The 19749-nt window shown below is 69.2% G+C and carries 19 protein-coding genes; 12 read left to right on the top strand and 7 right to left on the bottom strand.

Translation table 11 applies throughout. The features are described 5' to 3' along the window. Positions 1 to 18: 18 nt before the first annotated feature. Complete coding sequence (locus LVQ62_RS03045; protein WP_208051090.1) at positions 19 to 768, bottom strand: helix-turn-helix domain-containing protein; 750 nt, start codon at positions 766 to 768, stop codon at positions 19 to 21. A gap of 142 nt (positions 769 to 910) precedes the next feature. On the opposite strand from LVQ62_RS03045, the gene LVQ62_RS03040 reads away from it, so the two are divergent. The 3 genes from LVQ62_RS03040 to LVQ62_RS03030 all read left to right on the top strand — a co-directional run bounded on the left by LVQ62_RS03040 (position 911) and on the right by LVQ62_RS03030 (position 3163). After that, positions 911 to 1264: a nuclear transport factor 2 family protein gene (locus LVQ62_RS03040; RefSeq protein ID WP_233764786.1), complete on the top strand. Its 354-nt coding sequence runs from the start codon at positions 911 to 913 to the stop codon at positions 1262 to 1264. A gap of 125 nt (positions 1265 to 1389) precedes the next feature. Further along, entirely contained in the window at positions 1390 to 1833 is a 444-nt protein-coding gene (locus tag LVQ62_RS03035; RefSeq protein ID WP_208051089.1) for a hypothetical protein, read from the top strand. A gap of 130 nt (positions 1834 to 1963) precedes the next feature. Next, the gene (locus LVQ62_RS03030; protein WP_208051088.1) at positions 1964 to 3163 is read left to right on the top strand and encodes an ATP-binding protein; all 1200 of its coding nucleotides are present in this window, start codon (positions 1964 to 1966) and stop codon (positions 3161 to 3163) included. 103 nt (positions 3164 to 3266) lie between these two features. Here the strand turns inward: LVQ62_RS03030 and LVQ62_RS03025 are convergent, their stop codons facing one another. Together LVQ62_RS03025 and LVQ62_RS03020 are read right to left on the bottom strand one after the other, a co-directional pair. Then, positions 3267 to 3884, bottom strand: a complete 618-nt coding sequence (locus LVQ62_RS03025) for a hypothetical protein (protein WP_233764779.1) — start codon at positions 3882 to 3884, stop codon at positions 3267 to 3269. A 232-nt stretch (positions 3885 to 4116) separates the two neighbouring features. Next, positions 4117 to 4812 (bottom strand): bifunctional 2-polyprenyl-6-hydroxyphenol methylase/3-demethylubiquinol 3-O-methyltransferase UbiG, encoded by a 696-nt coding sequence (locus LVQ62_RS03020; protein ID WP_208051086.1) that lies wholly within the window; start codon positions 4810 to 4812, stop codon positions 4117 to 4119. A gap of 121 nt (positions 4813 to 4933) precedes the next feature. Here LVQ62_RS03020 and LVQ62_RS03015 point away from each other — a divergent pair, with 121 nt between their 5' ends. Then, positions 4934 to 5635 carry a metallophosphoesterase gene (locus LVQ62_RS03015; protein WP_208051085.1) on the top strand — a complete coding sequence of 234 codons (702 nt, stop codon included), beginning with the start codon at positions 4934 to 4936 and terminating at the stop codon, positions 5633 to 5635. 138 nt (positions 5636 to 5773) lie between these two features. Here the strand turns inward: LVQ62_RS03015 and LVQ62_RS03010 are convergent, their stop codons facing one another. After that, entirely contained in the window at positions 5774 to 6130 is a 357-nt protein-coding gene (locus LVQ62_RS03010) for a hypothetical protein (protein WP_233764768.1), read from the bottom strand. Positions 6131 to 6475: 345 nt separating this feature from the next. On the opposite strand from LVQ62_RS03010, the gene LVQ62_RS03005 reads away from it, so the two are divergent. From LVQ62_RS03005 to LVQ62_RS02990, 4 genes are all read left to right on the top strand, one after another. Beyond that, on the top strand, positions 6476 to 7078 hold the full coding sequence (locus LVQ62_RS03005) for an acetate uptake transporter (RefSeq protein WP_208051083.1): 603 nt from the start codon (positions 6476 to 6478) through the stop codon (positions 7076 to 7078). 35 nt (positions 7079 to 7113) lie between these two features. Beyond that, a complete protein-coding gene (gene acs, locus LVQ62_RS03000; protein ID WP_233764766.1) occupies positions 7114 to 9093 on the top strand; it encodes an acetate--CoA ligase in 1980 nt (659 codons plus the stop codon). 63 nt (positions 9094 to 9156) lie between these two features. Then, a complete protein-coding gene (locus LVQ62_RS02995; RefSeq protein ID WP_208051081.1) occupies positions 9157 to 10089 on the top strand; it encodes an aldo/keto reductase in 933 nt (310 codons plus the stop codon). A 77-nt stretch (positions 10090 to 10166) separates the two neighbouring features. Then, on the top strand, positions 10167 to 10829 hold the full coding sequence (locus LVQ62_RS02990; RefSeq protein WP_208051080.1) for a cyclopropane-fatty-acyl-phospholipid synthase family protein: 663 nt from the start codon (positions 10167 to 10169) through the stop codon (positions 10827 to 10829). Positions 10830 to 10883: 54 nt separating this feature from the next. On the opposite strand, the gene LVQ62_RS02985 is transcribed toward LVQ62_RS02990, so the two are convergent. Continuing rightward, complete coding sequence (locus tag LVQ62_RS02985) at positions 10884 to 12365, bottom strand: cryptochrome/photolyase family protein (RefSeq protein WP_233764757.1); 1482 nt, start codon at positions 12363 to 12365, stop codon at positions 10884 to 10886. Positions 12366 to 12414: 49 nt separating this feature from the next. On the opposite strand from LVQ62_RS02985, the gene fumC reads away from it, so the two are divergent. Next, complete coding sequence (gene fumC / locus LVQ62_RS02980) at positions 12415 to 13857, top strand: class II fumarate hydratase (protein ID WP_233764755.1); 1443 nt, start codon at positions 12415 to 12417, stop codon at positions 13855 to 13857. A gap of 28 nt (positions 13858 to 13885) precedes the next feature. On the opposite strand, the gene LVQ62_RS02975 is transcribed toward fumC, so the two are convergent. Further along, complete coding sequence (locus LVQ62_RS02975) at positions 13886 to 14878, bottom strand: cation diffusion facilitator family transporter (protein WP_233764744.1); 993 nt, start codon at positions 14876 to 14878, stop codon at positions 13886 to 13888. 62 nt (positions 14879 to 14940) lie between these two features. After that, the gene (locus tag LVQ62_RS02970; protein ID WP_233764742.1) at positions 14941 to 16599 is read right to left on the bottom strand and encodes an APC family permease; all 1659 of its coding nucleotides are present in this window, start codon (positions 16597 to 16599) and stop codon (positions 14941 to 14943) included. A gap of 258 nt (positions 16600 to 16857) precedes the next feature. Between LVQ62_RS02970 and LVQ62_RS02965 the strand changes: the two genes are divergently transcribed. Genes LVQ62_RS02965 through LVQ62_RS02955 form a run of 3 tightly spaced genes read left to right on the top strand, consistent with a single transcriptional unit; the run spans position 16858 to position 19693 of the window. After that, positions 16858 to 17178 (top strand): FeoA family protein, encoded by a 321-nt coding sequence (locus tag LVQ62_RS02965; protein ID WP_233764737.1) that lies wholly within the window; start codon positions 16858 to 16860, stop codon positions 17176 to 17178. Beyond that, on the top strand, positions 17175 to 19118 hold the full coding sequence (locus LVQ62_RS02960; protein WP_233764735.1) for a ferrous iron transporter B: 1944 nt from the start codon (positions 17175 to 17177) through the stop codon (positions 19116 to 19118). The genes LVQ62_RS02965 and LVQ62_RS02960 overlap by 4 nt, the downstream gene beginning before the upstream one ends. Further along, positions 19115 to 19693, top strand: a complete 579-nt coding sequence (locus tag LVQ62_RS02955; protein ID WP_233764733.1) for a NifU family protein — start codon at positions 19115 to 19117, stop codon at positions 19691 to 19693. The genes LVQ62_RS02960 and LVQ62_RS02955 overlap by 4 nt, the downstream gene beginning before the upstream one ends. Positions 19694 to 19749: the final 56 nt, after the last annotated feature.

Genomic DNA, 19749 nt, shown 5'->3' with positions numbered 1-19749 from the left:
AGTCGGGGCCGACGCAGGTCAGGGCGCCGGGTAGAACGTCTCCAGGACCAGCTCTTCGACCGTGACGTCGGTGGCCGTCTCCACCGCCGCGGCGACCGAGAAGTACGACGCCACGCCGACATCGGTGCGCAGCCGCAGCGGGAGTACGACACCTGCCGCCGGTGCGCGCTCGAGGGTGCCACCGGGATAACCCAGCAACTCCTCCTCCAACGCTCGCAGCCGATGGTCGTCGGTGCGCTCGATGCGCTGCCGCAGCTGGGTCATCAGGTGCCCGCGCCACTGCCCGAGATTGACGATCCGCGGCGCAAGTCCGTCCGGGTGCAGGCTGAGGCGCAGCACGTTGACGGGCGGCTCGAGCAGGTGGGCGGCGCACCCGGTCGTGAGGGCCAGCGTCGCGTCGTTCGCATCGAGCATGTCCCACCACCGGTCCATCACCAGCGCGGGATACGGATGCCCTCCCAGCACCGACCGCAGCGCGTCGGCGATGCGGGCGAGCTCCGGGGCGTCGAAGCCGTGCTGAGGGTAGGCCGGTGCATACCCGCCGGCGAGGAGCAGCTGATTGCGCTCGCGGAGCGGCACCTGCAGGTGATCGGTCAGTCTCAGGATCATCTCGGGCGTCGGCCTGGCACGCCCGGTCTCGACGAAACTCAGGTGCCGGGTGGAGACCTGCGCCTGGATCGACAGGTCCAGTTGGCTGAGGCGGCGCCGCTCGCGCCATCCACGCAGCAACTCGCCGACCGGCCGGGCGGACGGTGCAGTGGTGGTCACCGACGCGACGCTAGCCGAACGACGTACCTCCGGCGATTACCTCGCACGTCATCGAGTGGCATTACCTATGAGGGAATCGCGCTCTCGCCCGGAGCGATTCAGGATCGTTCACGCCAACAACCCTTCGATGAAAGGCACTGCGATGAGCGACCTGATGAACACCTACCTCGCCTGCTGGAACGAGACGGACCCTGCGGCCCGGCGCACACTGATCGACCAGCACTGGACCGAGCAGGCGAGCTACTCCGACCCGATGGCGCAGGTGCGCGGCCGCGACGCCGTGGACGCGACGATCGGAGCCGTTCAGGATCAGTTCCCCGGTTTCGTCTTCACGCCCGCCGGTCCGGTGGACGCCCATCACCGGCAGGCGCGTTTCACCTGGGGCCTCGGCCCGGCGGACGCCGAGCCGGTGATCGTCGGCTTCGACGTGGTCGTCACCGACGACGACGGTCGAATCGACAGCGTGCTCGGGTTCCTCGACAAGGTGCCCGCCTGATCCCTGCCTCCGGCATCCGCCACGCTGACGGCGTTCGCGACCGTTGACGGCGTTCGAACGCCGTCAGCCACGCGAAACGCCGTCAGGGTGCGCCGCGTGCTGAGGTGCGTATGAGAGGAACGAACATGACCACAGCGCGAGGGTTGCCCTTCCTGGTAGGCCGGTACGACGGCGCCGAGACGATGCATGCGTCCGCGTGGGCGCCGGCGGGCACTGCGACCAGCACGATCAGTGGGGAGGTCGAACTCGACGGATCGATCATCGTCCAGCGCTATACCCAGTACCGCGACGGCGCCGAGTCGTTCGCGTCGCTCGGCGTGTGGATGACGGACCCGGCCACCGGCGAGTACCTCTACTACGCCTACGACAGCGCCGGCTTCCCCGCCGACCCTCCGGCGCGCGGCACGTGGCGCGAGGGAGAACTGGTCCTGGACCGCGACACCCCCCGCGGCAGCAGCCGGCTCGTCATCTGCAGGGTCGGTGACGGCTGGTCGTGGTCGAAGACCTACCGCGTGCCAGGCGCCTCGGAATGGCAACCCGTGCAGGACGCGCTCTTCTCGCCCGCTTAGCGCTCGATAGTCCGCGGTGGCGTGGCACCCGCGCCACGAAACCGCGGACAACCACGCACACCCACGACAGACGATGCGACACGCTACGGATGTATCGGGCAGAAGCTAGATATGCGCATACAGTCCGATCGTGGATCCGATACGCAACCCGTACGCGCCCGGCGCCGGCCAGCGGCCGCCCGAACTCGCCGGCCGGGACGGCGAACTCGACACGTTCGCAGTGGTGCTGGAGCGCGTCGCCCGTGGGCGGCCGGAGCGTTCGATCGTGCTCACGGGCTTGCGCGGGGTCGGCAAGACGGTGCTGCTCAACGCGTTGCGGTCCGCTGCCGTGCGCGCCAAGTGGGGGACCGGCAAGTGGGAGGCGCGGCCGGAGCAGCGACTGCGGCGCCCGATCAGCGCGGCACTGCACGTCGCGGTCCGCGAGCTCGGACACACCCAGGCCGATGACGTGCAGCAGGTGCTCGGTGTCATCAAGGCGTTCGCTCAGCGGGACACCCCTCCGGGCTCCAAGCTGCGCGAGAAGTGGAACCCCGGCATCGACGCGCCCGCGGTCTCCGGACGGGCCGACTCCGGCGACATCGAGATCGACCTGGTGGAGCTGCTCACCGACGTCGGCGGTCTCGCCGCGGACATCGGCCGAGGTATCGCGCTCTTCGTCGACGAGATGCAGGATCTGCACCCCGACGACGTCTCGGCGCTGTGCGCGGCCTGCCACGAGATCAGCCAGGCGGGTCTGCCCGTGATCGTCGTGGGCGCCGGACTTCCCCACCTGCCAACGGTGCTCAGCGCATCCAAGTCCTACTCCGAACGACTCTTCCGGTATGCGCGGATCGACCGTCTGCCGCGTGACGCCGCCGACCGCGCGCTGCAGTCGCCGGCGCAGGACGAGGACGCGGCGTTCGAGCCGGACGCCCTCGACGCGATGTACGCCGTGACCGGCGGATACCCCTACTTCATCCAGGCCTACGGCAAGGTGGCCTGGGACCTCGCGCCGCGCTCGCCGATCACGGTGGCGGACGTCGCGGTCGCCGCGCCGGAGGCGGATGCCGAGCTGGCGGTGGGTTTCTTCGGATCACGTTACGAGAGAGCCACTCCCGGCGAGCGTGAGTATCTGCGAGGGATGGCGGACGCCGCCGCCGACCTCGCTGACGCCGACGAGGTCGAGTCGGTCACCACGGCCGCGGTGGCCGACGTCCTCGATCGAAAGCCGCAGTCGCTGTCACCTGCGCGGGACGCCCTCCTGAAGAAGGGCCTCATCTATTCCGGTGAGCGCGGCCGCATCGCCTTCACCGTGCCGCACTTCGGCCGCTACCTGCGCTCGCAGACCTGATCGGTTCTCCCGGTGCCGCCGGTCCTGGAAGCGTCGGCATCCGGCCGAGACCTCGACCCGTCCGGATGCCGCGCTCACGTCTGTACGTCGCGTGCCCGGGATTTCAGCGCCCGTCGCACAGGTCGTAGGCCTCTGTGGTGTGCGCCAGTGCCGACTTGTAGGTCTCGCCCTTGCTCGGGAACCACCAGGTGACGTGTCGGTACGCCGGGTGGCCGCCGCACGTGGTGAGGTCGTACGCGCGGATCTGGGCCGGCACCCGCATGCTCCCGGCGACCGGCTCATTCGCGGGAACGAAGTAGCCGAATCCGCGGCCGTCCGCGGTCGGACCGCCCCAGTTCGACCAGGTGACGTCCTGGACCATGCCGGTGGGATCGCCTCCGTTGTCGATCACGTGCGGCCGGACGTCACCGAATCCGCGCGTGTTCGGGACTCCGGTCCCCCAGCCTTCCAGTCCCAGAGTGGGGACGCCGGCGGACGAGGTCTGCAACCGTGTCGTCCCAGTGCTCGACGGGCGCGAGCTCGGCGAAGCCGCAACGGTGTTCGGGTGCCCTGTGCTCGGCACGGTGACCGTGGAGGTCGCCGTGACGGTGGTCGTGGTCGCCGGCGTGGACGCAGACTTGGTGGCTGATGCGGCGCCCGCCCCGCCGGAGTTGCAGCCGGCCGTAGCGGCCAGTACGAGTGCGCCGGCTGTGCCGACGAAGACCTTGCGAAGGTTGTTCATGGTTCCCCTGTGTCAGCGACGGTGTGTCGTGACTCTCAGACGCAGGGCCCGTCGGTTCGGTTGGCTAGGTATCGACCCGGTCCACGACGCAACGGTTCGACCGTGCCGAAGGGTGTGAGCGCCCATGGGGGAGTCGCTCGGACAGCCGTCGGTGTGGCTGGTGGCGCCGGGGTGGACCACAGTGCCCCGGATCAGGGGGGTAGTGGGCATGGGGTGATCCTGCCGCTTGGTCTCAGCGCGGGAGGTGAGCGGACACCCAGCGCTGGTCGGGGGTGAGGACGCGGTCGAAGACGAGCCCGGCGTCGCGCAGCACCGACGCGAGCTGCGTGTCATCGAGCACTCGTGCGGTGAAGTCCTGTTCTTCCACGAGCTCCCCCAACGTGTGCATCAACGTCGCCGATACGAGCCCGTCCCCATGGCGTACGACGTCCTTCAGCTCCAGGGCGACAGGGCCGTCGTTCCACACCGAGGGGGTCACTGCCTCGGCCCAACCCGGAGCGTGCCGCTGCAGCACGAGGGTGGCGTCGGGCGTCATGTGACGTACGGCGGCCCGCAGGAACTGCGACCGTTGCGCCGGGTCGAAGGTGTTGATCAGCACGCCTGCCAGGACGACCCCGGCGAAGCGCTCGGGGAGCTGCAGCGTCTCGATGGTGCTGTGGACAGGTTCGGCCGCCTGCAGATACGCGAGCATGCCCAGAGAGTCATCGACCGCGACGACCCGGTGCCCCAACGCAACCAGCGGATTCGCGATGCGCCCGGGCCCGCATCCCAGGTCGAGGACCGCCGCGCCGGCCGGGAGGGCAGCGTGGACGATGTCCGCTTCACCGTGCGGCGGGAGTGCCGCGTAGATCTCGACCGGACAACCGTCCGAGGTGATCGTGCCGCTGCCTCGGCCCGCGGGGCGTCCCGGTCGACGTTCGCTGTCCATGCCGCAGCGTAGATCGCACGGCTGGGCAGGGCGCCCGATCACCACGTCGCGCTCGCGGACCCCCGGCGTTCGGCGCCGCTCGTCAGACATCGTCCGAACGTCTCGTGGAACAGTGACGTTCATGGCGCGTCTGTTGCATCTTTCCGACACCCATCTGCTCGGGCCGGGGTCGACATCACCGCATCCGGACATCGATCCGGAGGAGCGGCTGATCGCGGTGCTCTCAGCGGCAACCGCCGAAGGGCCGTTCGACGCGGTCGTGGTGACCGGCGACATCTCCGATGACGGCTCCGGTGACGCGGTCCGACGTGTTCACGACCTCGTGCGTCCGCTTGCGACGATCGTGGTGGCCGTGCCCGGCAACCACGACGACACTGACGTCGTCGCCCAGGTGTTCGGGACTGCGCTCGTGCGGGTCGGTGCGTGGACGATCCGCGGCGCAGCGACCAACGTGCCCGGCGAGGTGGCCGGTCGAGCAGACCCGGTGCTGGACCTGTTGGGCGAGTGTGACGGCCCGACGGTCGTGCTGATGCACCACCCGGTGCGGTCGCGCAGCGCGCATCCCTGGTTCACGCTGCGTGGTGCCGCCGCGCTGGAGCAACGGCTGCGCGACCACCGAACACCGTTGATCCTGCTCAGCGGACACCTGCACCAGGCCTACGACGACACCATCGGCTGCGTGCGTTTGTACGGCGCGCCCGCGACCTTCTACGGGATCGCGCACGACGGCGAGGAGTGGACACCGCACGGCGCTCCGACCGGCGCTCTGATCGTCGACCTCGATGAGGAAGGAACGAGTTCGGCGCGGCTCATCGACGCCTGACGATCGAGCACCGTGCGGTCCGTGCGGAGACAGGCGGACGTGTCATCGTGGGGCGATGAGCAACGGCTATGGCCCTGGCGACGGATACGACGACCGTGATCCGGACCGCACCCAGCGTCTGCCGCAGGGTCGCCCGGACTACCGCGGCACCCCGGATCCGGCGTATACGCAAGGTCCCGGTGAGCCAGCGCGCGCCCCTCGTGGTGAGTACCCGCCGACGAGCCCCGGTCGCTCCGGCATCAGTGGGGGCGTCCTCACCTCGGCGATCGCGCTGGCACTGGTGGTCGGCGGTGTCGTGGGTTTCTTGCTGCATTCGGCGACCTCGTCCGGCGGCGGCTCGAACCCGGCGACGACCACGACCGTCACCAGCCAGGGCAGCGCGTCCACGGTGACGGGGTCGGGGTCGACGTCCACCACGACGGTGACGGGGTCGCCGTCGACGACCACCGAGACGTCGACCACCACCGCGACCAGCACTGCGACGACGACGGTCACGGCACCCGCTCCGACGCCCTGACACGAGTGGGGCGGGCCGCCGCCGGTCTGCGCTGAGCCGCGTCCCGACCGGGGAAGCGGCGCCGGGACGCCGAGCTCACCACGGAACAGCCGACCACTGACTGTCCGTTCGGACAGTTCGGCACCTCTAACGCCGGGCTCAGGATCGGCCGGTCGATCGGTTGTTGGCGATCACAGCCCTACGGCACGCTCCTCAGCCCTACGGTGAGGACATGGTCACGCTGCGGTGGCCTCGGTCGGGAGGCCTGCAGGGGCCGTACCGCTGAGATTCACCGGTGGCCATGGTCAAGTCCATACCCATGCTGAACCTCACGAGGAGATCCCATGGCAACGAACGATCCCACGCCGACCATGCAACCGGGGGCGCACTTCGCCGACCCGGCACCGCTGGGGCTCGCCGCCTTCGCGCTCACCACGGCTGTGCTGAGCGCGGTCAACGCCGGATGGGTGCCGGCGACAGTAGAACCGGTCGTCTTCGGGCTCGCACTCGCATACGGCGGTATCGGCCAGTTCGCCGCCGGCATGTGGGAATTCGCGAAGGGCAACACCTTCGGCGCCACCGCGTTCTCGTCGTACGGCGCGTTCTGGGTGTCCTTCTGGTGGCTCACCGGCCACTCGGGCCTGGACAAGATCCCGGCCAAGGACGCCGGAAAGGGCGTGGGTCTCTATCTGCTGGTCTGGGGAATCTTCACGCTGTACATGACGGTCGCCGCCAGTCGGGTCAGTCTCGGTGTGCTCGCTGTGTTCGCCCTGTTGACGCTGACCTTCCTGGTGCTGGCGTGGGGTGAATTCGCCACCTCGGACTCCATCCACAAAACGGGCGGATACCTTGGACTACTCACGGCATTGGCGGCGTGGTACGTCTCGTTCGCCGGTGTCCTGTCGTTCACGCACAAGCGGCCGCTGCTGCCTGTCGGCCCGCGCTGAGCCCGCCCGTCCTGCAGGACCGCTGAGGAGACCCGATGAGTAACGAGACCCTGGCCAACCTGGCCCACGAAGAGCGTCGCTTCGAACCGCCGAAGGAGCTCGCCGAGCACGCCAACGTCACCGCGGAAGCGTACGACGAGGCGGACGCCGACCCGGAGGCCTTCTGGGCCAAGGCGGCCGAGCGCATCTCGTGGGAGACCACGTGGGATCGCGTGCTCGACTGGGACAACCCGCCGTTCGCGAAGTGGTTCGTCGGCGGCAAGCTCAACGCGGCCTACAACTGCGTGGACCGGCACGTCGAGGCCGGCAACGGCGACCGGGTGGCGTTCCACTGGGTCGGCGAACCGGCCGACGACACCCGGGACATCACGTACGCGGAGCTGAAGGATCAGGTCTGTCAGGCGGCGAACACGCTGGTCGAGCTCGGGGTGAAGACCGGCGACCGGGTCGCGATCTACATGCCGATGATCCCCGAGACGGTGGTCGCGATGCTCGCGTGCGCACGCCTCGGTGCGCCGCACACCGTGGTGTTCGGCGGGTTCTCCTCCTCCGCGCTGCGCGATCGCATCCAGGACTGCGACGCTCACGTGGTGATCACGTCCGACGGCGGTTACCGCCGGGGTGCGCCGTCCGCTCTCAAGCCCGCGGTCGACGAGGCGGTCTCCCAGTGCCCCGGCGTCGAGCACGTGCTCGTCGTACGCCGCACCGGGCAGGACGTCGCGTGGGATGAGCAGCACGACAAGTGGTGGCACGACACGGTCGGCCAGGCGAGCACGGACCACACGCCGGAGGCGTTCGACGCCGAGCACCCGCTCTACGTCATGTACACCTCCGGCACGACGGGCAAGCCGAAGGGCATCCTGCACACGACCGGCGGCTACCTGGTCGGCACGTCCTGGACGCACTGGGCGGTCTTCGACCTCAAGCCCGAGACCGACGTCTACTGGACGGCCGCCGACATCGGCTGGGTCACCGGGCACAGCTACATCGTCTACGGACCACTCGCCAACGGTGCGACGTCGGTGATGTACGAGGGCACACCGGACACCCCGCACAAGGGCCGCTGGTGGGAGATCGTGGCGAAGTACAAGGTCACCACGCTCTACTGCGCCCCGACCGCGATCCGCACCTTCATGAAGTGGGGCCGCGACATCCCGGCCGAGCACGACCTGTCGTCGCTGCGGCTGCTCGGCTCGGTCGGCGAGCCGATCAACCCCGAGGCCTACATCTGGTACCGCGACCAGATCGGCGGTGGGAAGACGCCGGTCATGGACACGTGGTGGCAGACCGAGACCGGCATGCACATGATCAGCCCGCTGCCGGGAGTGACTGCGGGCAAACCGGGTTCGGCCATGAAGGCCATCCCTGGTGTGTCGGTGGACGTCGTGGACGACGACGGCGAGAGCGTCGGCAACGGCAATGGCGGCTACCTGGTCGTCACCAAACCGTGGCCGGCGATGCTGCGCACCATCTGGGGCGACGACGAGCGGTTCAAGGAGACCTACTGGGAGCGGTACGCCGCGAAGGGCTACTACTTCGCGGGGGACGGCGCCAAGCTCGATGACGACGGCGACATCTGGGTGCTCGGTCGCGTGGACGACGTGATGAACGTGTCCGGCCACCGGCTCTCCACCACCGAGATCGAGTCGGCTCTGGTCTCCCACCCGAAGGTGGCCGAGGCTGCAGTGGTCGGCGCGACCGACGAGCAGAGCGGGCAGGCGATCAACGCGTTCGTCATCCTGCGCGAGTCGGCGCTGAGGGGTGGCGAGGAGGCACCGGACGCGCTGATCACCGAGCTGCGCAACCACGTCGCGTCCGAGATCGGCGCGATCGCCAAGCCGAAGTCGATCCTGGTCGTCCCGGAGCTGCCGAAGACCCGGTCCGGCAAGATCATGCGGCGCCTGCTGCGGGACGTCGCCGAGCACCGCGACGTCGGTGATGTGACGACCCTGGCGGACTCCTCCGTCATGGACCAGATTCAGGAGGGCGTCGGAAAGGGGTCCGGCGACGAGTGACCGCGCGCCCGCCGTCGTTGGTGAGATCGTGGGGCGACCACCCCACGACGTCAGGATCTCCCCATGAACGACGGCGGGCTCGCCATGGCCCTCGGCACCATGCACTTCGGCACCCGGGTCGGGCGTGACGAATCCTTCGCGCTGCTCGACCAGTACGTCGATGCCGGGGGCCGGTGGATCGACACCGCGAACTGCTACGCGTTCTGGAACGACCCGGCCGGTGCCAGCGGTCAGAGCGAGCAGGTCATCGGGGACTGGCTGACGGCCCGCCCGGGCATGCGCGAGCGCGTGCTGATCGGCACCAAGGTCGGGGCGACGCCGGCGGGTGACGGCACCGAAGGTCTGTCCGCGCCGGTCGTGCGGCAGGAGTTGCGCGCCAGCCTGACACGTCTGCAGACCGACCGCGTCGACCTGTATTGGGCGCACAAGGAGGATCGCGGCATCGATCTGGCGCAGAGCGTCGCGGTGTTCGGCGAGGCGCAGGCGCAGGGGCTGGTCGATCAGGTCGGTTGGTCCAACCACCCGGTATGGCGGGTCGAGCGGGCCCGCGCCATCGCGGTCGCGGCGGGCATGCCCGCGCCGACCGCCATCCAGCAGCGGTGGTCCTACCTGCACCCCCGGCCCGACATCGAGGTCGAGGGTGAGGACCACCCGTACGGGATGATGACCCCGGAGACGCTGGACTACGCGCACGAGAACCCGGACGTCGAGTTGTGGGGCTACACAGCGCTGCTCACCGGTTTCTACGACAAGGCCGACACACCGCTGCCGCCGTCGTACGACCATCCCGGGACCCACGACCGGCTCGAGCGTCTCGCGTCGATCGCACAGGCGCACGGTGCACAGCACGGCCAGATCGTGCTGGCGTGGATGCGGCACAGTGATCCCGCGGTGCGCCCGATCGTGGGAGTGAGCCGACCCGAGCAGCTGACCAGCGCTGTCGAGGCGATGCAGATAGAGCTGGCCGCGGACGAGATGGCCACCCTCGATGCCTGATGCTCCCTGAGTCGGCCTGTTTGCCGTTCCGGCAACGTGGCTTGCTCTTCTAGGCGCGGCCGGCGGATGCTTCTCGTATGACGATGCCGCAGGTGCCGGACGACGCGACGGCCGAGAGTTACTGGGAACCCATCTACCTGGAGCGCGCGACTCCCGCCGAGGCGGTGCCGAGCAACAGTGATCTGCTTGCCGCCGAGGTCGCCGATCTGCAGCCCGGGCGCGCGCTCGACCTCGGGTGCGCCGAGGGCGGCGACGTCATCTGGCTGGCCCAACAGGGGTGGGACGTGCTGGGCGTCGACGTGTCCTCGACCGCTCTCACGAAGGGCGCTGAGCATGCGAAGGTCGCGGGGGTCGGCGACCGCACCCGATGGGAGCAGCACGACCTGTCGGCGACGTTCCCGGACGGTGAATTCGATCTGGTGTCAGCGCAGTTCCTGCACACCCCGGTCGCGGGGGACAGTCAGCGGACGACGATCCTGCGGCAGGCGATGCAGGCCGTCGCGCCGGGCGGTCGCCTGATGGTGATGAGCCACACCGGGTGGCCGACCTGGATGACCGAGTCGCCGCACGAGGTGGATTTCGCCACTCCCGAGGAGCTGCTCGCGTCCGTCGGTCTGCCGCGCGAAGGGTGGACGGTCGTACGCAACGAGCGGGTGCCGCGTGACTTCCCGGGTCCGGAGGGTCAGCCGGGCACGCGCGACGACGCGGTCCTGCACGTCCGCCGCGACGAAGCCGTATGAACGGACGCGCTGGATAGCTCGCTTCCCTTCACGCAAGTCCTCGGCGGGTGGGGGTCAGGCCAGGAGCCGGCGGGCGCGGCGTACGTGCCCTGACTTCTTCGCGGGATCCATGCCGTCCCACATCCGGGTCATCATCTGCGAACGCCGGTTGCTGTCGAAGACGTCGCGATGGTCGGCGACGAAGGTCCAGTACAGCGCGTCCCAGTCACGGTCCCAGTCGCCCCGCGGCAGGTCGGACATCTTGCGCAGATAGTTGCTGCCCGACACGTACGGCTTCGTCGTGATCGCTGGCCCGGTCGAATACTGGCTCATGGCATACACATTGGGCACCATCACCCAGTCGTAGGCGTCGACGAACATCGCCATGAACCACTCGTGGATCTCTTCCGGGTCAATCCGCAGCAGGCACATCGCGTTGCCGAGCACCATCAGCCGCTCGATGTGGTGGGCCCAGCCGCGCTCGAGCACCTGACCGATGACGTGGTCGACCGGGCCGAGGCCGGTGTGCCCGGTCCACCAGCCGTCGTCGAGCGAGCGGGTGTGGTGCAGCGCGTTCATCCCGCGCATCCGCCGGCCGTAGAGCTGGTACGTCGCGCGCATGTACTCCCGCCACCCGATCACCTGCCGCACGAAGCCCTCGAGCGAGGCCAGCGGCACGTCGTACTCGTGGGCCGCATCCAACGCACGGTGCACGACCTCGCCCGGGTCGAGCAGGCCGAGGTTGAGCGAGGGGCTGAGCGCGGCGTGGAAGAGCACCGGGTGGGTCTTGGAGATGGCGTCCTCGTACGGGCCGAACTCCACGAACCGTTCGGCGAGGAAGAGGTCGTACGCCGCCTCCGCCTCCTCGTGCGAGGTCGGCCAGACGAACGTTGCGGGATCGCCTGGCGCGTCTGGGAACTCACGGTCCGCCCATTCGATCGCCTCCTGCACCGCGGGCGTCCGTTCCGGCCAGACCGGCTCCGGCACCGGGTGGCCGCGGGGCAGCTTCTTGCGATTCTCCGGGTCGAAGGACCACTTGCCCCCGACGGGGTGGCCGTGGTCGAGCAGGATGTCGAGACGCTTTCGCTGCCAGCGGTAGAAGTACTGCATCTGCGCGGCGTTGTCGCCGAACCACTCCTGCAGCTGCGCTCGCGTCGTGAGGAAGTTCGGCGTCTCCAGCACGTCCTGATCGCGCAGCTCCCCACCGGCGGCGCGAACGGCAGCTGCACAGTCGCGGAAGAGCCAGTCGTCGACGACGTCGTACACCGTGACCTCGCCGAGGTGCAGCGTCCGCAGCACCTTCGTCAGGCTGTCGGCGGACGCGGTGTCGGCTGACGACTCGACCACGATGGGGTCGAACCCCTCGGACCGCAGCAGGTCGGCGAAGCGCGCCATGCTCGCTCGGTGCAGCACCAGCTTGTGGGCGTGGAAGCGGTACTGCCGGAAGAAGAGGTCGTCCTCGACGAGGACGTGCCGGGTGCCGGACGGGACGTCGAGCTGCGCACGGAAGAGCTGATGGGGGTAGACGAGTCGCACACGAGCGTCGGCGCGGGGCACCCTGCCAGTCTGCCCGATGGTGGCCGCGGGCCGGTGCCAGACTCGGGGGATGAGCGACGAGACCGCCCCCACCGTCCACGACGTCCCGATCGGGATCGAGGCCACGGGCACCCGCACCGAGACCGATTCGATGGGTGCGATCGAGGTGCCCGCCGACCGCTACTGGGGTGCGCAGACCGCGCGTTCGCTGGTGCATTTCGCGATCGGCGAGGACCGGATGCCGGTCGCCGTGTGTCGCGCGTTCGGCTACGTGAAGAAAGCCGCCTCGATAGCGAACGGGCGCGGCGGCCGCCTGCCGCAGTGGAAGGCCGATCTGATCGCGCGGGTGTGCGACGAGATCATCGCCGGCGACCTCGACGACCACTTCCCGCTCTACGTGTGGCAGACCGGCTCGGGCACCCAGTCGAACATGAACGTCAACGAGGTCATCAGCAACCGCTGCATCCAGCTGCTCGGCGGCGAGCTCGGCAGCAAGAAGCCGGTGCACCCCAACGACGACGTCAACATGTGCCAGAGCTCCAACGACACCTTCCCCACGGCCATGCACATCGCCACGCTGCTGCAGCTGCGCACCCAGCTGCTGCCGAGCCTGCAGCGGCTGCACGCGTCGTTCGACGCGAAGGCGCACGAGTGGTCCGACGTGATCAAGACCGGCCGCACCCACCTGCAGGACGCCGTACCCCTGACCGTCGGTCAGGAGTGGTCGGGCTACGCCGCGCAGCTCGAGCAGGCGATCGAGCGGCTGCAGCAGTCCAGTGAGGGTCTGTACGAGGTGGCGCTCGGCGGGACCGCCGTCGGCACCGGTATCAATGCGCCGCAGCGGTTCGCCGAGGAGGTCGCCGACGAGCTGGCCCGGATGACCGGTGAGCCGATCGTCACTGCTGCCAACAAGTTCGCCGCCCAGGGCGGCCTCGACGCGATGGTCGGCGCCTCGGCCGGCATCCGGGCCCTGGCAGTGCCGATCATGAAGATCTCCAACGACATCCGCTGGCTCGCGTCCGGCCCGCGGTGCGGCATCGGCGAGCTGATCCTGCCGGAGAACGAGCCGGGCAGCTCGATCATGCCGGGCAAGGTCAACCCCACCCAGTGCGAGGCGACCGTCATGGTCTGCATCCAGGTGATCGCCGACGACCTGGGGACGACGTTCGCCGGCTCGCAGGGCAACTTCGAGCTCAACGCGATGCGCCCGATCATCATCAACAACGTGCTGCACTCGGCGTTGATCCTGGGCGACGCGTGCGACCTGCTGCGCGAGCACTGCATCGACGGCATCGAGCTCGACCGCCCGCAGATCCAGGAGTACCTCGACCGGTCGCTCATGCTGGTGACGGCGCTGTCGCCGGTGATCGGCTACGACCAGGCGTCGCACATCGCGCACACCGCCTCGGAGCAGGGCCTCACGCTGCGCGAGGCGGCGCTGGCCTCGGGTGCCATCAGCGGGGAGGACTTCGACCGGGTGGTCGACCCGGCCGCGATGATCCACCCCGGCTGAGTCGGCGGGAAGAGGCGCCCCGTTGGGGTCAGTGGATGGCGGTCTCGTGGGCCGCGTGGGTCGGCGGCTCCAGCTGCAGGCTGGAGTGCCCGATGTCGAAGTGCTCGTGCAGGCAGGCCTGCAGCGCGTCCAGCAGCTGCGGCGCGTGCGAGTCCGCGAAGCACCCCTCGTCGACCACGACGTGCGCCGACAGGGCGTGGTCGTCGGAGGTGACCGTCCAGACGTGCAGGTCGTGCACGTCGCGGACATGGTCGACGCGCAGCAGGTGCTCCCGGATGTCCGAGATCCGCACGCCGGGCGGTGCTGCCTCCAGCAGGATTCGGCTGCTCTGCCGAGCGAGGGTCAGCCCCGACCGGAACATCAGCACCACCAGGACGAGCGATGCGACGGCGTCTGCGCGTTGCCATCCGGTCGCGAGGATCACCACGGCCGCCGCCGCGGTGGCGAGGAAGCCGAACAGGTCGGTGAGGATGTGCTGGTAGGCACCCTCGACGTTGAGACTCGACCGGTCGGCCCGGGCCACCGCCCACGCGACGACGATGTTGACGCCGATGCCGACGAGCGCGGTGATCAGCACAGGGGCGGCGTCTACGTGCGGCGGGTGCACGAGGCGCCGTACGGCCTCGATCAGGACGATCAGGCCGACCACCAGCAGCGTCGCGGCATTCCCGGCCGCCGAGAGGATCTCGGCGCGCTTCCAGCCGTACGTCATGGCGCCGCGCGCGGGACGAGCCGCCAACCGGATCGCCCAGAGCGCGACCGCGAGGGACCCGACATCCGTCAGCAGGTGCCCCGCGTCGGAGAGCAGTGCCAGAGAGCGGGCGAGGAGCGCGACGACGACCTCGGCCACGAGGTACGCGGTGAGCAGACCGAGCCCCAGCCACAGCCATCGGACGTTCGCGCCGGGCCGTACGCCGTGACTGTGCGCGTGCCGCTCGGGCACGGGGGCCATGGCGGATACGGCATCGCACACCGGCGCGATGTCCGGTCCGGAGCAGGAGTCCCGCAGGTCGTCGCTCATTGCGCCGATCGTATGCCGGGCCGCCGCATCTGCCGTGGGCTGAGCCGGGCCGTGCCCCGACGTCAGGAGGTGACCAGGTCCTCCAGAGGGTCATGCTCGCGGTCAGATTCGACAGCGCGCTCGATCTCAGCGGTGCTCTGCGACATGTTGACAGCGAGGTAGAAGATCGCGAGAGAGAAGACGATGACGACCAGGATGTCGATCCAGTTCGGCAGGTAGTTCTTCGCACCGGCCCCGTACCGACCGCAGAAACAGATGACGAACTGACCGGCGAGCCACGGCGCGATCCACAGGGCCCGCTTGATGTGGAGCAGCGACATGCCGCCGTGTCGGGTGGAGCCGATTCCGAAGAGGAGCAGCCCGACCACCATCGCGCAGAGCAGCTTCCAGGTGTATTCGAAACCACCCCAGTAGATGATGAGGTTCGCCGAGCAGAACGCCGCCGGCAGCAGGATCTTCGGCATGGGCGCCGTATAGCTCGCGGTCCGGGTGGGATCGTTCTTGTGCAGCGACGCCAGCGCGACGGGCGCGAACGCGTACATGATCGCCGTAGCGCCGGTCACGACGTTCACCAGCTCGTTCCAGCTCTTGAACGGTCCGAACGCCGCGATGCCGATGACGGCGGCGACCAGGATCGACACCCACGGGACGCCGCGTCGATCGGTCTTGGCGAGGGCGGTCGGCATCTCCCGCTCCGTGCCGATTGCGTAGGACAGGCGTGCGCTGGTTCCGACATAGACGATTCCGGTGCCCGCCGGTGAGACCACCGCGTCGATGATGAGGACGGTGGCCAGCCAGGTCGCACCGATCGCGATGGCCAGGGTGTAGTAGGCGCCGTAGTCGCCGGCCTTGAGGGGATTGTCCCAGTTCTTCGCGACACGGCTCGGGCTCACACCGGCGATGAAGACGACCTGGAGCGCGGTGTAGATCAGGGCTCCGATCCCCATCGCGACCAGTACCGCGCGGGAGATGTCCCGTTTGGGATCGCGTGCCTCGCCCGCGAGCTGCACGGCCTGTTCGAAACCCTGCAGAGCGAACACGACGCCCCCGGTCAGCGCCGCGAAGACCCCATGCATGCCGTGCGGCATGAAGCCACCGCCTGCGGTGAAGTTGCCTCCGTGGAACGACGTCGTGGCAATCACGCCGATGGCGAGCAGGGGGACCGCGGCTTTCCAGATGACGACGATGGAATTGCTGTCCGACATGAATTTGGCGCCGGCCAGGTTCATACCGGTGAAAAGAATCATCAGCAGGATGGCGATGATGACACCGCGCGCGTTGAGAAGACCCTGACTCGGGCCGCCGTCGTGCAGCAGCGGGAAGTGCTTGTCGACCCAGCTCACCGAATTGACATACGCCAGTGCGGCGAGCACCTCGATCGGCGCGATGAAGACCGCCTGCAGCCACGACGCCCATCCGGAGAGGAATCCTGCGACGGGACCGTGGGAGTAGAAGGCGAACCGTCCGGACCCGCCGGCGACGGGGTAGGTCGCGCCGAGCTCTGCGTACACCAGTGCCAGAAGCGCGAGCATCGCGGCACCGATGACCCAGGTCAGGATAGCGGCAGGCCCTGCCAGCGTGGAGGCGTTCAACGCGCCCAGAAGCCACCCGGATCCGATGATCGACCCGAGAGAGACGAACATCAGCCCGTAGAAGCCGACGCTGCGCTGCAACTGGCCAGGCTGACCCTCTGCCTCCGGTTTGGGTGGTGCTGTAGTCATCGGCAACCCCTTGGCATCGATTCGGTGGGGCCCGTGACTGCGGCTCCCGCATCCATAACCAAACCAATTTGGCAGTTCAGCCGTGTTCGCGCATCGCACGTCGTGTTAAATCTGGCTGGGATTTCGCTGGGTACGGCGCCCATCGCTCGGTACTCGGGCCTATCGAGTAGCCGGGTGGACACCGAGTTGACGTGGGGGACGTAGATGCGGTTAGCCTTGGCTAACTTAGGCGCACCTCACAGCCCGAAGGGACCGATCGTGTCACTGACGTCCGTGCTCACCCAGCGCAGCCGACCGCGCTCCGGTGATGTCGTCGACCGTGGCCTGACCGGCTCCGTAGAGCAGGCGACGCTCGCCGACGTACGCCCGGGCAGCGACGCGATGGTGCTCGGTTACGACGACGCCGTCGACCCGCGCACGGCCCGTCGCCTGTCCGACTTGGGCTTCGCCCCCGGTGAGGCCGTGACCGTCGTACGACGCGCGCCGATGCGCGACCCGATCGTCTTCCGGGTCGCCGACTACGAGATCGCCCTGCGAGCCCGGCAGGCCGCCGGGATCCTGGTGGGCCCGCTCGCGTGAGCGGGCACCACGGCGCGGCGTCCACGGCGACGTCGGTCGCCACGGGACTGCACGTCGCGCTCGTCGGCAGCCCCAACTGCGGCAAGAGCACGCTCTTCAACGCCCTGACCGGGCTGCGGGTCAAGACCGGCAACTACCCGGGCGTCACGGTCGCGCGGTACGAGGGGATCGTCCGGGTGGACGGCCACGACGTGGTCGTGGAGGACCTGCCGGGCACCTACAGCCTGGACCCGATCAGTCCTGACGAGCAGGTCGTGCACGAGGTGCTGGACGTCGACTCCGGCACCCTCCAGACGCCGGACGCCGTGCTCATGCTGCTCGACGCGACCACGCTGCGCCGCTCGCTCGGCCTGCTCGCGCAGGTGCTGGCGCGCGGGCTGCCCACCTGTGTGGTGCTCACGTTCCAGGACGAACTGGCCCGGCGCGGCGGCGGTCTGGATCTGGCGCGCTTCGAGCGAGCGGTCGGGGTCCGCGTCGTCGCGGTCACGAGCGGTTCCCGCGACGACCTCGGCGCTCTGAAGGACGCACTCACCGACGTCGACTCCTGGTCGCGGCCGGTCTTCCCGCCGCCCTCCGAGGGCGAGGCCGCGCGCGGATGGATCAGCTCGGTGCTGGACAGCGCGGCGTACCGCAGCCCCGACGTCGATGCGCGCACCGAACGCATCGACAAGGTGCTCCTGCACCCGCTGTGGGGATCGCTGATCTTCCTGGCCACGATGTTCGCGTTCTTCCAGATCATCTTCACGGTGGCGGCGCCGTTGCAGGACGGCGTGCAGGCCGCGTTCGACCAGCTGGGGGTGCTGGTCACCGACCACGTCGGCAATGAGTGGCTCTCCAGCTTCCTGTCCCAGGCGATCATCGGCGGCGTGGGCGGGGTGCTCGTCTTCCTGCCGCAGATCGCGCTGCTCTTCCTGCTCATCTCCCTTCTGGAGGGCAGCGGATACCTCTCCCGAGCCGCGTTCCTGATGGACCGGCTGATGGCCCGGGCGGGGCTCGAGGGACGCGCGTTCGTGGCGCTGCTGTCGTCGATGGCCTGCGCGATCCCCGGCATCATGGCCACCCGCTCGCTGCCGTCGGCCAAGGACCGCCTCGCCACCATGATGGGCGCGCCGCTGATGACGTGCTCGGCGCGGCTGCCCGTGTACATCCTGCTGGTGGGGCTGCTCGTGCCGTCGTCGGCCAGCATCGGGCCGGTCGGCGCGCAGGGCACGGTGATGTTCCTGCTGTACGCCGGCGGCGCGGTGTCCGCGATGGCCACCGCGTGGTTCTTCAAGCGCATCACCGGCAAGCACGGACCGGTCCTGCCGTTCTACATGGAGATGCCGACCTACAAACTGCCGCGGGCACGCAGCGTGCTGGTCACCGTCTGGGACTCCTGCAAGGGCTTCCTGTCCAAGGTCGGCCGCATCATCCTGGTCGTCACCATCGTGATGTGGGCCCTGCTGAACCTTCCGGGACGCGACGCCGGTGAGCTGCGCAGCGCGGGGGTGAACCCCGCCGACAAGACCGCATCCTCGTCGTACGTGCTCGACCACAGCCTCGCCTCCCACCTCGGCAAGGCCGTCGAGCCCGTGTTCGCCCCGCTGGGCTTCGACTGGCGCATCAACATCGGGGTGCTGGCCTCGCTGTCCGCGCGGGAGACCTTCGTATCGACCCTCGGCCAGGTCGCTGCCGCGGGCAACCCCGACCATCCTCGGGACGCGCTCAAGGCGATGACGTTCCAGGACGGTCCGCACAAGGGTCAGCGGCTCTTCACCGCCGGCACCATCGCGGCGCTGCTCGCATTCTTCATGTACGCGCTGCAGTGCATGTCCACGATCGGCATGATGCGCCGCGAGACCGGCGGCTGGAAGTGGCCGGGCATCGCGTTCGGCTACATGTTCGTGCTCGCCTGGGGTGCGGCATTCCTCGCCCATGCCGTTGTGGGGTGGCTGGTATGAGCGCCGTCCCGCTGCACGCCGAGGCCACCGCCGACCCGCAGACCGTGCACTGGGTGGTGCCGTCGGGCAGCGTGCAAGTGCTCGGCGAGGTCGTCGCAGCACCGGGTGACCTCGGAGGACTGCTGGCCGACGGCACCCTGCGCACCGTGACCGTGCGCGCGACCGGGATCGACATCGTCCTGGCCGACGGGTGCGCCTGGCGCGAGTACGGCGCGCGGGTGGGCGCGTCTCTGGCGCAGGCGCTGCTGGAGCCGGCGGGATGGCGTGCGCAGCGGGAGGTCGGTGCCGACGACGAGCTGCGGGCCGCCGTGGACGAAGTGCTCGAGGGGCCCGCGGGCGACTACATCCGCTCGCACGGTGGCTACGCCGAGGTGATCTCCGCCCACGACGGTCGGGTGGAGTTGCGCTTGAGCGGCACCTGCTCGCACTGCCCGGCCGCCGGCATCACGCTGCACGAGCGGCTGGAAGGCGAGATCCGCGCGCTCGCACCGGGCTTGCGCGAGCTGACGGCCCACGAGACGCCGGGCGCCCGCGAGCGGGTGCTCCTGAGCATCGGGCGCCGACGCGCGGGCTGAAAGGCACCGTCGATACACCCGTCTCAGGCTCTCTAACATTCGCCTGAGAATCGCCG

The organism is Allobranchiibius sp. GilTou73 (assembly GCF_021391335.1).
Lineage (GTDB): Bacteria > Actinomycetota > Actinomycetes > Actinomycetales > Dermatophilaceae > Allobranchiibius > Allobranchiibius huperziae.
This window is presented reverse-complemented; position numbering and strand designations above follow the sequence as displayed.